Origin of the sequence: Acinetobacter sp. 251-1, assembly GCF_030329305.1 — a bacterium.
Classification (GTDB): Bacteria; Pseudomonadota; Gammaproteobacteria; order Pseudomonadales; family Moraxellaceae; genus Acinetobacter; species Acinetobacter piscicola_A.
Map to the genome: position 1 here is coordinate 70,174 of NZ_JACANS010000008.1, position 12,076 is coordinate 82,249.

Sequence of the window (12,076 nt, forward strand, 5' to 3'; positions counted from 1 at the left end):
AATGTGGTGAGTGACTATGAAAGTTTATCGTTATTTAACAGGTCAGGATGATGTGAATTTTTGTGCCAGAGTCACCAAAGCACTGAATGAAGGCTATGAACTTTATGGTTCACCGACCATGACATTTAATGGTCAGAATGTGATTGTTGGGCAAGCCATTGTGAAAGAAGTGGGGGATGACAGTGAAGTTCCGCTAGGATTGAAGGATGCGATGGCAAAATTATAATTGCTACCACATCCGACAACACAGAGTGAATCATATTACAAGTTTAATGGGTCTGCTGACTGAGTCTTTTATTATTCATAAACAAACGCATCAGCAATAACACACAAGCGATACTTAAACCGACAATTAAGCCCGTCCATACACCTGCAGCACCCAATTCGGTATAACGTGCTAGATAAATTCCGACAGGGAAAGCAATCACCCAATAGGCAAGCATCGTCACCCACATTGGACCTTTAGTGTCTTGCATGCCACGTAAACATCCTGCAGCACTGACTTGCCATGCATCCATCAGTTGATAGGCAATTGCGAATAAAATTAAATACACTGCAATTTGAGCAACTTCATAATCTGAGGTGTAGACCGCCACAATTTCATTACGCAGCAACCACATGAGTAACATGGTAATGAATGCAAATACTGTAGCAGTCAACATGCCGACTTTTTGCACCTTACGCATAGCCACCCAATTCTTTTCACCATAATAAGTTCCGATTCGAATCGTTAAGGCAAGTGCCAATGACATTGGAATCATAAACAGTTGTGATGTCACCGAAATCGCAATCTGATGTGCTGCAATAGTGACCTCACCCAAAGTACTTAGGACAATAGCCCCTGTACTGAAAATACTCACTTCAAAAAAGATCGCAAGTCCAATCGGGAAACCCAACTTTAAAATCCGTTTGATCAAAACAGGATTAATTTTTTCAAAATGCGTGAGTGGTTGAGTCTTTTGATAGCGTTTGGCTTTAAACACATAGATGGCTAAAACAATAAACATCAGCCACTGTAAAATGGCGGTAGCAAAACCACAGCCTGCACTGCCTAAGTGTGGAATGGGGCCAATGCCATACATAAAAATAAAATTCAGCGGAATCAGTACCACCAAAGCCATCAGACTGAGCAATGTAACAGGACGTGGATAACCTAATGCTTCTGAATAATTACGCAGCGCTGCATACATGGTGACAGCAGGCATACCAAAAGCAATGGCATGTAAAAACAGACTTGCTTTAGGCAATAATGAGTCAGGCACACCAAACAGCGGCAGCAATAAGGGCATGGCTTGTAAAATCAGCATGGCAATAATACCAAGCACCAAAGCTACCCACAGGGATTGGCGCACGATACTCGGAATTTTTTCAGGTGTACGTGCGCCGTTGGCTTCAGCCACCAAAGGTGTGGTTGCAATCATGATGCCACTGAACAGCAACATGATTGGAATCCACAAGCCGACACCGACAGCAATCGCGGCGAGGTCTTCGGCAGACATATGTCCTGCCATAATGGTGTCAATCAGTCCGAAACCTGCGTAGGCAAACTGAGTGACCAAAATCGGGAGCATCAAGTGAAACAGTTGCTTTAATTCAAAGCGGGTAGTTGTGGCTTTTATGGATTCAGACACAGAAATTACTCGTTTTAAATGTGCTTAGAATAAAAAATGGTTAGCGTTGTAGAGTGAGAAGCACACCAATAAAAATCACCACGCCACCTAAAAGACGTTGCCAATTGAGTTGTGTTTTTTCGACACCGAGTAAACCAAATTGATCAAAAACCATCGACATCAAAATTTGCCCAAAAATAATCAGACCAGACAAGGTTAAAAAGCCGAGTTTGGGCGCGGTATAAATGCTGATACTGATGGCATATACGCCTAGACATCCACCTAGCCATAAATACCATGGAATTTGCCCCAAATTTTGCAATGTGGGTTTGGGTACAGACTGAAAAAACACAAAAATAGCGAGGACTATTGTACCAACTAAAAATGACAAAAGGGCAGCTTGTATGGGGGAGTGTAAATATTCTCGTAATTGTGAATTCAGTGCAGTTTGAAAGGTCATGGCAATGCCAACGCCCATCGCAAGAGGCAATAACAAAAGCATTTGGCTCGAGAGCTTCATCATATTTTTATTGTCTGTGTTCCCTGTCTGAATTTTAGTCTAATGGAAAGTTAAGCAATGTGCGAATGATAGATACAGTCTAATAGTAAAAAATCAGTGGAAGCAGTGGTCTAAAATCAGTGGTGTTCTAAAAAAGTATGCTAACTTGATCATCAAAGAAATGAGTAGAATATTATTCTGCAGTGCCTCATTGATATTACAAAGTTCGAATTTTTTTGCGTAGGCGATGCCTTACTTTTTAGGGATAAAAAGTAACAAAAATCCCTTGTTGGACAAAGGGGATATCCATATCACCCTTGCCCAACGGCGACATCCATGTCGCCTGCGATAGCACCGCATCGTTAAGTTCTAATTTTGGAGTGTGGTGTAAAATATGATCGATTTCCATGTTGTAGTGCTCTTGTAATTGTTTTCTTAAATTATAAAGATCTTAGCTGAAAAATCATTTTCATTTCTCTGATTTGAATCACCCTGACTCATGCTAAAATTCACTATTCTCCAAATTTCTCTGAGCTTCTTCCTTGGCTGATTTAAATCCTCAAAATATTCCACTTTCTCTCTATATTCATATGCCGTGGTGTGTGCGTAAATGTCCTTATTGTGACTTTAACTCGCATGCCGTGCCTGATGGAAAATTGTCTTTAGATTTGGAACAGGAATATTTACAGGCATTGGTTGAGGACTTTAAAACTCAAATTGATTTTGCGCAGGGACGTGAAATTCATAGCGTATTTATTGGTGGAGGTACGCCCTCACTGATTTCAGCGCAGGGTTATCAATGGTTATTTACCCAATTAAAAGCTCTGATTCCATTTCAACAAGGCTGTGAAATCACGTTGGAAGCCAATCCTGGTACGGTGGAGCATGATCCATTTACAGATTATCTGGATGTAGGCATTAACCGTTTATCGATAGGGGTACAAAGTTTTAATACCGAGCATTTAAAAAAATTGGGACGTATTCACTCCAATGATGATGCAATTTTGGCGATTCAACATGCCAAACAAGCAGGCTTTGAACGTGTCAATGTGGATCTAATGCATGGCTTGCCTAAACAGACTTTAGAACAAGCGTTAAATGATCTAAAACTTGCGGTGGAAAGTGGTGCAACGCATATTTCTTGGTATCAACTGACCATTGAACCCAATACCGTATTTTTCCGTACACAGCCGATTTTACCTGTCGATGATGTGTTGGAAGATATTCAGGAACAGGGCGAAGCGTACTTAAAAGCCAATGGATTTATCAACTATGAAGTGTCTGCTTGGCGTAAAGAACAACCTTCAGCACATAATCTGAATTATTGGCAATTTGGCGATTATTTGGCGATCGGGGCAGGAGCACATGGCAAAGTGACTCAAGCGGATGGCGTGTATCGTTTTCAGAAAACCCGTTTGCCGAAAGACTATTTAGCCAAAGTGCCTGCGGAAAATTTGCAATTTAAACGTATTGAAAATGAAGATATGCCTTTTGAATTTATGATGAATGCACTGCGTTTGATGGATGGCGTAAAAGCAGATTTATATGCAGAACGTACAGGTTTGGATTTAAAAGATTTAGAGATTTTAGATTCTTTAAAACAGCGTCAGTTGATGGTGAATGATCCTGATATTTTAAATTGTACCAACAAAGGACATTTATTTTTAAATTCAGTTTTAGAAGCGTTTCTTTAATAAATCGGTATTGGAGAAAATAAATGATGCAATTAATAGAAATAGAGCCACATCGTTGGGAGTTGTATAAAGATGATGCGAGGATGTATCTCAACGTTATTATCGATTTGAGAGTAGCAGAATATGAAAAGACGATTGTTTTGGATGAAGAGGCGATTCAAAGTTATTTAAAAAATGGTCGAGCTTTTATTGATGCATTGGCAAAGAGAATTGAAAGCAGTCAACATCGAAAAGATTATGAAAGATTTTATTCGTATGCTAATGTTAGCAAAGAACAAAAGAAAGAAATGTCAGATGCATTTCAATGTTGGATAGCAACATTGGATGAGCCATATTCTCCGTATGTTTAATGTATAAACAACGATATAAATGCTGTTTGACTAGGAATATAACAATGAAAAAAATATTGATTGCATTGTTATTCTCATTGATGGGAATGACATTGAGCTATGCTAAAACCAATGTCCCTCAATTTAAGGATTATCCTGTTCAACCTTATACGGGTAAAACTGCACAATTGGATATGAGGGATGAAAGTGCCCGAATGTTTCGCACCCGTTTACGTGATGCATTAAAAGAAAAGCCTAATTTTGCAGGTGAATATGTGATCACCATGTGGGGTTGTGGTGCGAGTTGCCGTAGTTATGCCTTTATCAATAAACGGACAGGAAAGTTGCTGGAGGGCGGTTTTGGTGGTGAGGGAAGTCAGGAAGATGTGATCGACTCACGGGCAAACAGCCGTCTATTGGTCACTCAAGAAGAACATAATAATGAAAATTGGGAAGTGGAGAGTATCACCACTCGATTTTATCTCTTTGAACATAATAAATTTAAACTATTAAAAACAGTGAAAGAACCTGCGCCGAAAGATGACTAATTTTTAGTAGGTAACTTATGATGATGTAATTATATTTATTTGGTTTAATAAAATTATTTAGTTGTGTTAGTTTTTAGAAGAAGAGGAATAAGCGTGAAAAAAAATATTGTTAGTGTTTTTTTTATATTGCCGTTTATATCTGTTTTTGCTCAAGCACAAACATTTAAATTAATAGGGGTTGGTCAAGATTATGAAGAGCCGTTATACAGTGGGGAAGCAATTCTTATTGGGCAATATTCTAGAAATTATGAGGATTATACAGTTATGGGTATAGAAAACCCTGTCTGTTTTAATCTTTCACTCAAACAGCTTAAGGCTGCGCCATCTCCTGTAAGTGCCAACTTTTGTTTTAAAAATTCTAGAGAGGCTCATAAGATACTTAATTTACCAATAAATGGTAAAAAAGGTTGTTTATATGAAGGAAATGCAAAGATCAAAATAAAAAACTTTTCATTATATTCTTCTATAGATCCTTCAGTACTAGATATTACCTATTTGGTTTCCGCTAGTGAAGTAAGTAAACCTAAAATAACTTGTGATTAAAGATAATTTTGCAATAGTTTGAATTTTAAATTTCGATGAATACTGAATGAGAAAAAAAGACCGCCGAAGCGGTCTTTTAAATTTTCAAATGACTCAAAACTTAGTAATCAAAGCTGAAATGATCTGCTTCAAGCGCCATCATGGTCTTAGATGGATTCACCATAGACTCTGCATGACCTTGTGCACGTGGTAACAATTGTTCAAAGTAGAAATCAGCCACTTTGATTTTTGCTTTATAGAATTCAGGAGTTTCTGAACCTGTACCAGACGCTAATTTTTCAGAAGCAACAGCCGCTTGCTGTGCCCAATAATACGCCATCATTGAATAACCAGAGAACATCAAGAAGTCTACAGAAGCAGAAGAGACGATGTCACGGTCCTTACGTGCAGCAAGCATGATACGTACAGTTAACGCATTCCATTGTGCACAGATCTTGGTTAGATCCCATGCAAAACGGCGCATGTATTTATTACGTGCATGTTGACCACAGAATTTCAGGATTTCACCTGTATATTCACGAACAACTTTACCTTTAGAAGAAAGCAGTACTTTACGACCGATCAAGTCAAGTGCCTGAATCCCTGTTGTCCCTTCATATAAGGTAGAAATACGCGCATCACGTGCGATCTGTTCCATACCATGTTCTTTGATATAACCATGACCACCAAAGACTTGCATACCGTGGTTTGCAGCTTCCAAGCCCATTTCAGTTAAGAAACCTTTGAGGATTGGGGTATAGAAACCAAGTTTGTCATCATATTCATCAAATTTTGCTTGGTCGTTTTGTGCAAGAGCATCAGCCATTTTATCTGCAAGTTGAGCCGCATGATAAATCATTGAACGACCACCTTCAGCAATCGCTTTTTGCGTCAATAACATACGACGTACATCAGCATGGTGAATGATCGGGTCAGCCACTTTTTCAGGCTCTTTTTTACCTGAAAGTGCACGCATAGACATACGATCTTTTGCGTATGGTAAAGCGCCTTGGAAAGAAAGTTCAGCATGCGCTAAACCTTGAACCGCAGTACCGATACGTGCTGTGTTCATGAAGGTAAACATGGCATGTAAACCTTTATTGATTTCACCAATCAAGTAACCTGTTGCTGCGTCAAAGTTGAGTACAGCAGTTGCAGAAGCACGGATCCCCATTTTGTGTTCAATCGAACCACAGGTTACAGGATTACGTTCACCTACACCGCCATCCGCAGTTGGGATGAATTTAGGTACGATGAATAACGAAATACCTTTAGTACCCGCAGGTGCATCTGGAAGGCGTGCTAGTACGATGTGAACAATATTTTCAGTTAAATCATGCTCACCTGCAGAGATAAAGATTTTTGTCCCTGTGATTGCATAAGTCCCATCTGCATTTGGCTCAGCCTTAGTTTTTACTTGACCTAAGTCTGTACCACATTGTGGTTCAGTTAAGCACATCGTGCCTGACCAAGTACCCGCCGTAAGATGAGGCATGTAAGTCGCTTTTTGTTCTTCTGTACCAAATTGCATGATGGTATTCATACAACCCATACTTAAACCTGGGTACATGGTGAATGACCAGTTTGCAGTCCCCATCATTTCAGATTTTACAAGATTAAGAGACATTGGTAAGCCTTGACCACCAAATTCTTCTGGATAAGACAGACCTTGCCAACCACCTTGAACAAATTGTTCATAGGCTTCTTTAAAGCCTTTAGGTGTAGTCACTTCGCCATCTTTAAAATGACAGCCTTCTTCATCACCTGATTGGTTTAAAGGAGAAAGTACATTTTCACAAAAATCGGCTGCACCTTCTAAAATCATATCTACGGTATCGGCATCGGCATTTTCACCGATCGAAAGTGTTTTGTAGTGTGCAGGATAGTCAAAAACTTCATTCATTAAGAAGCGAATATCACGGAGCGGGGCTTTATATGCTGGCATGTCTTTAATCCTAATTTAAAAATAGTTGTGGATCTTTGATCGATAATTTTATTATTCATAAATCAGATAGAATTACATTGATAATTGTCAATAAATAAAATGTCAGAAAGGCTAATTTGTTATAAATAATGCAGGTCATTTAGCTAATTATTTGCTATAGTTTTAATCAATTTTTAAAATATTATTTTAAATATTGCTATTGGTAATTATAATTATTCAAGGTGTTAGACAATCTTATGCGATTAAAATATTTAACTTTAAGTCTTTTTAGTTTGAGTTTGGGTGCATGTTCATCTCATGTCATTAAAACCAATCCTAACCAATCAGATATAACGTCATCTATACGTGCAACACAGGCGTTAAACGCAATTTATGAGTATCCAAGTTTTGATTATTCAGGTCAGGTCAAGGTCAATTTAGCTCAAAGTCAGGATGTAAAAACAAACACTTATGCCAATCCAGAGTTAAGTTTAGATGCTGAGATTAAAAGAAAATTAGATCAGTATTTAAAAGCACAACAGATCAAATTAACACATGAAGATCAGCAAGCTTTATATCAAAGTCTTGCCAAGCAAGATGTATCCTCCCTGTCGGATGTATTGGGGAAAGGTTCAAGTTTTGTTGAAAGTATGCTGAATGATTTAAATATTCAGTATGACGGGACAGTCAATTATCGGCAAAAAATAGCGTCACTTAATCTGTCATCGCAGTATAAAAAACCGAACTTATTGGTTGCAGTACGAATTCCGACAGTGATTGATTTTAGTGATTATAAATTTTATACCCAAATTTTTTCATTGATGCCTTATTTGGCAAATCCACAAGATCAAGATAAGTATGCTTATTTAGATTTTTCAAAATATAAAGATCAAATTTCGAAAGTAAACAATAAGGCACTGATTGAATTTTTAAAACAATCAAGTGCGACAAGCTATGTTTTGGCTGACCCAAAGCAAGTACAAAATTTACGTGTGAGTACGGCTGAAAAGCAGCAAGGGATTGTTGAAAAAATTCGTTTAAATGGCAGTGTTGAAGAGTTTTTCTTACAGGCAAGTTTATATGGCACGGTCAATCGTGATTATTTAATGCATGCTGTCTTTGGCATAGATGCAGCAGCGGCAGAACAGTCAGCAATTGAAAACTTAGCTGCACAAGCGGTTGCAGAAGCAGAGGCTGAGCATGCGGCAGAAGAGGAGCGTGATGAAGCCACTGCTGCGATGTATAAACTCTATGAAGCAGTGAATAAAACGGTTTTAGATATTTCTGATGAAGATGACGACATCGCAACAGCAGAAACAGCAACAGCAGCGGCTGATGCTGCGGTAGCGGCTGCAATGGATGCAACAGCTGCAGATGCGATGGCGAGTAGTGAAGAAGATGAGGAAGCGTCAGCACAAACAGATGAGGAATCTGAAGAAGGTGTATTATTGACTTCACAACAATGTGAAGATTTAACACAAAATAAAACAAACTTACGAATCGGTGATGTAACTTATTGTCAGTATGCTTATGACATAGATGTCTTTGAAGCGACTTCAGCACCGTCTTTGGTCGAAATGCAGTTATCTGAAAAGAATAAGGCATTAACTGAAAAATTTGCATCATTGGGTTCAAAAGATGAATTGGTTACTGCACAGCAATTTAAGCAATTGTGGCTAGAGAATCAAAAAGAGATTGATGCCGTTTTAGTTTCGCAAGAAAAGCGTAACCCTTTTATTATAGATGTTTCACTCGATGAAAAGGGACGCATGGTCAAAGCAGACTATGATTTAAACTATGACTTAGATGATTTTCAACGTAAATTAAATGTCAAATTTGATATGCAGTTTAAAAATTATGGCAATGCGAACAAAATTGATCGTCAAAGTTTAAATCAAGCCAAGTCATTCCAAGAAGTCTTTAAAGGCAGCCCAATGCAAAAATTGTTTGGCGGCTTTGGAAAAGCCTCAGAAGAAGGTAAAGTCATTGATTTCTCTGACTCATTACAGCAGTTAGCCAATAAAGTTTATCAACAAACACAGTCTTATGAAAAAACCTATAAGGCCGTATTTATTGCCAAACTTACGCATGATTCAGCACAGATTGTAAAACAGTATTCTGCACAAGATTTACAAGAGATTGCTGCCGTATATGCTTATTCTTACAGCGATGAAGATATTTACAATCCGAAAGGGCAAGCTTTAAAACACATTGAGGCTTTAAAGAAAAAGCATCATTTAGAAGAAGATGAGCAGTTTGACCATGATTTAGGTAATGATGTTGATGATGTTGTGGTTGCAGCAATGACGGCACAAAAAAGCGTGATTGAAATGCAGCAATTGTTGAAGAAATACAAGACCACAGAAGCCGTATTTGCACATTATTATGCAGAAAAATTTGAGCAAGAAAATGGTCTTGAGGCATTGCAACAAGATGAGTTTAAGAAAACGGTAAAGACGCTGGGTAAAGCCTATGTGGCATTGAAAAATAATAAGTTTAAAGACAATGTTATTGCAAATTTAACTGAGAATTCAGTGGAATTTATTGATTATGCACTATTTAAAGAAACCTACATTGCCTTGAGCGATGCAAATTTAAAATAAAATTTTAAATGCTGTAAAAAGAACCTCTACGGAGGTTCTTTTTATTAAAAATCCAAACAATTTTTTAGAGAAAATCTTTAATATTCGGCTTCACCCCATGCCAAATATAAAATGCTTCTACCGCTTGCCCAACCAACATGCCAAAACCTTCAGAAGTTGCGACACCACGTGCTTTGGCTTGGTCTAAAAAGCTTGAAGCTTTGCCATATGCCATTTCATAAGCTGCATTAAACTGTAAACTTTCTGGTAAAACCAAAGCATCACCAGAAAGGCTTGCTGAGGTTGCATTGATGACAATGTCAAATTGTCCATTGAGATCATCTAAAGCGCAGGCAGATAATGTTGCCTCAGGAACTGCATCTTGTAGATCAGCAATTAATTGCTCAGCACGTGCAAGAGTACGATTGGCAATGACTATTTTTTTTACACCAGCTTGTACCAATGGATAAATCACGCCACGGGTCGCACCACCTGCACCAATGATTAAAATTGAGGTCTGGTCTAATGTCCAATCGAGTGCCTGAATGGCTTCGACTAGACCTTGCCCATCCGTGTTGTCGCCATGCAGTTCGCCATTTTCCATCCATAAAGTGTTGACGGCTTTCGCAATTTTTGCACGTTCAGAAAGATGCTGACATAAGGCAAAAGCTTGTTCTTTAAATGGTACAGTGACATTCATGCCTTTGCCATGATCTGCAAAAAAAGCCTGAACACTGTCTTCAAAACCATCTAAAGGCGCAAAACGTTTGACATAATCGAGTGCAATTCCTGTTTTTTCAGCAAAAGCATGATGAAGTTCAGGGGAGCGAGATTGTTCGATAGGATTACCAATAACGGCAAACTGTTTGCGCATGTTGCAACATCCTTGGGCTAAAATGAGGGCTTAATATACGTCAAAAACGCATTGCTCTAAAGCCTAAATCTCAACAAGAACATTGAAAAGACTAAAAAATTATGGGTTACAAATATCTCGAATCGTGTTCATAAAAATATAAGACATATTTAAACATAAACCGATAATTGCAAAGAACATCAGGCTAAAACCAAAATGATCATTCAAGGGCTTTTCAGAAAAAATCACTGTGCTGATCGCACTCATGAGGGCAATGAAAAGTATGCAAAATACCGCACAGTTAAGGTTAATACGTTTTGTCTGCATCTCAACTTCCTGAGTGTAGGGCATACAAAATAGCAAATAAAAATTGATTTTGCTGTCCATGTCGTGGGATTAGGTGTGAGTTTTAGTGTACGCCATTTCAGCATGAAAAGATGGCAAAGGCGTAGTGAAAGTGTGACAAACTATGTGGATATGCGTGTGTTTTGTAAGAATGAAATCAAAAATAGAGCGCATTACAAGCATAAACAGAAACCTTAAAGAGATTTCTGTTTATATTTGGCATCAAAATTATTTTAATTCAGCAAGCCAATCTTTAGGTTTTAAATAATAGTCGGTTAAGCGTTTTTCTGCTGAATCTTCATCCCATTCGGGACGATATGACCATGCTGCAAGCGGTGGCATACTGACGAGAATCGACTCAATGCGGCCACCTGTTTGTAAGCCGAACAGTGTTCCACGGTCATACACTAAATTATATTCAACATAGCGACCACGGCGATACAATTGGAAATCACGTTGCGCTTTGGTAAATGGTTGATTTTGACGTTTTTGGAAAATAGGTAAGATTGCTTCTAAATAACCATTACCGACCGCTTGGATATATTCAAAACATTTCTCGAAATCCCATTGATTTAAGTCATCGAAGAATAATCCACCTACACCACGTTGCTCATCACGATGTTTTAAATAGAAATAGTCATCACACCATTTTTTATGTTCAGCATACACATTTTCACCAAAAGGGGCGCATAGATCAGAGGCTTTTTGATGCCACGCTAAAACATCTTCATCGTTGGGATAAAATGGCGTTAAGTCAAAACCACCACCAAACCACCAAATCGGATCTTGTCCTTCAGGTTCAGCGACAAATAAACGTACATTGGCATGAGAGGTTGGGACATTTGGATTTTTAGGATGAATCACTAAAGACACACCGAGTGCTTGGGCTTTTGCACCTGCAATTTGTGGATGGCGTTCTGTTGCAGAAGCAGGTAGTTTTGAAATGTTAATGTGTGAGAACATCACACCGCCTTTTTCAATTACCGTACCATTTTGTAAAACACGTGAACGACCACCGCCACCTTCTGGACGTTCCCATTCATCGATTTCAAATGTTGCTGTACCACCGCTTTCAAGTTCACGAGTTTCTAAGCCTGCACAGATACGGGCTTGTAAGTCGAGGAGAAATTCACGGACACGCTGAATATCAGCTGAAGTTGGATTCTGCAT

13 protein-coding genes are annotated in these 12,076 nt (G+C 38.5%); 6 read left to right on the top strand and 7 right to left on the bottom strand.

Annotated features, from left to right (window positions below; all coding sequences use genetic code 11):
* Window positions 1-16: 16 nt before the first annotated feature.
* Window positions 17-226 (top strand): DUF1737 domain-containing protein, encoded by a 210-nt coding sequence (locus HX129_RS08080; RefSeq protein WP_130074304.1) that lies wholly within the window; start codon window positions 17-19, stop codon window positions 224-226.
* Window positions 227-269: 43 nt separating this feature from the next.
* Here the strand turns inward: HX129_RS08080 and HX129_RS08085 are convergent, their stop codons facing one another.
* The 3 genes from HX129_RS08085 to HX129_RS08095 form a co-directional block, all read right to left on the bottom strand.
* The gene (locus HX129_RS08085; protein ID WP_174493635.1) at window positions 270-1,571 is read right to left on the bottom strand and encodes an MATE family efflux transporter; all 1,302 of its coding nucleotides are present in this window, start codon (window positions 1,569-1,571) and stop codon (window positions 270-272) included.
* Between the two features lie 100 nt (window positions 1,572-1,671).
* Window positions 1,672-2,133 carry a DMT family transporter gene (locus HX129_RS08090; RefSeq protein ID WP_286434853.1) on the bottom strand — a complete coding sequence of 154 codons (462 nt, stop codon included), beginning with the start codon at window positions 2,131-2,133 and terminating at the stop codon, window positions 1,672-1,674.
* 235 nt (window positions 2,134-2,368) lie between these two features.
* Window positions 2,369-2,518 (bottom strand): hypothetical protein, encoded by a 150-nt coding sequence (locus HX129_RS08095; RefSeq protein ID WP_171405089.1) that lies wholly within the window; start codon window positions 2,516-2,518, stop codon window positions 2,369-2,371.
* 133 nt (window positions 2,519-2,651) lie between these two features.
* Here HX129_RS08095 and hemW point away from each other — a divergent pair, with 133 nt between their 5' ends.
* The 4 genes from hemW (at window position 2,652) to HX129_RS08115 (ending at window position 5,223) form a co-directional block, all read left to right on the top strand.
* Window positions 2,652-3,803, top strand: a complete 1,152-nt coding sequence (hemW, locus tag HX129_RS08100) for a radical SAM family heme chaperone HemW (RefSeq protein ID WP_286434852.1) — start codon at window positions 2,652-2,654, stop codon at window positions 3,801-3,803.
* Between the two features lie 23 nt (window positions 3,804-3,826).
* Entirely contained in the window at window positions 3,827-4,153 is a 327-nt protein-coding gene (locus HX129_RS08105) for a hypothetical protein (protein WP_227554762.1), read from the top strand.
* A 44-nt stretch (window positions 4,154-4,197) separates the two neighbouring features.
* Window positions 4,198-4,680 carry a hypothetical protein gene (locus tag HX129_RS08110; RefSeq protein WP_174493394.1) on the top strand — a complete coding sequence of 161 codons (483 nt, stop codon included), beginning with the start codon at window positions 4,198-4,200 and terminating at the stop codon, window positions 4,678-4,680.
* A 93-nt stretch (window positions 4,681-4,773) separates the two neighbouring features.
* Complete coding sequence (locus HX129_RS08115) at window positions 4,774-5,223, top strand: hypothetical protein (protein ID WP_130074308.1); 450 nt, start codon at window positions 4,774-4,776, stop codon at window positions 5,221-5,223.
* 100 nt (window positions 5,224-5,323) lie between these two features.
* Here HX129_RS08115 and HX129_RS08120 read toward each other — a convergent pair whose 3' ends face one another.
* Entirely contained in the window at window positions 5,324-7,147 is a 1,824-nt protein-coding gene (locus tag HX129_RS08120) for an acyl-CoA dehydrogenase C-terminal domain-containing protein (protein ID WP_286434851.1), read from the bottom strand.
* Window positions 7,148-7,383: 236 nt separating this feature from the next.
* Between HX129_RS08120 and HX129_RS08125 the strand changes: the two genes are divergently transcribed.
* Window positions 7,384-9,729, top strand: a complete 2,346-nt coding sequence (locus HX129_RS08125) for a hypothetical protein (protein ID WP_286434850.1) — start codon at window positions 7,384-7,386, stop codon at window positions 9,727-9,729.
* A 64-nt stretch (window positions 9,730-9,793) separates the two neighbouring features.
* On the opposite strand, the gene aroE is transcribed toward HX129_RS08125, so the two are convergent.
* The 3 genes from aroE to hemF all read right to left on the bottom strand — a co-directional run bounded on the left by aroE (window position 9,794) and on the right by hemF (window position 12,076).
* Complete coding sequence (gene aroE, locus HX129_RS08130) at window positions 9,794-10,582, bottom strand: shikimate dehydrogenase (RefSeq protein ID WP_174493392.1); 789 nt, start codon at window positions 10,580-10,582, stop codon at window positions 9,794-9,796.
* Window positions 10,583-10,681: 99 nt separating this feature from the next.
* Entirely contained in the window at window positions 10,682-10,888 is a 207-nt protein-coding gene (locus HX129_RS08135; protein ID WP_130074312.1) for a hypothetical protein, read from the bottom strand.
* 246 nt (window positions 10,889-11,134) lie between these two features.
* A complete protein-coding gene (gene hemF / locus HX129_RS08140) occupies window positions 11,135-12,076 on the bottom strand; it encodes an oxygen-dependent coproporphyrinogen oxidase (protein ID WP_286434849.1) in 942 nt (313 codons plus the stop codon).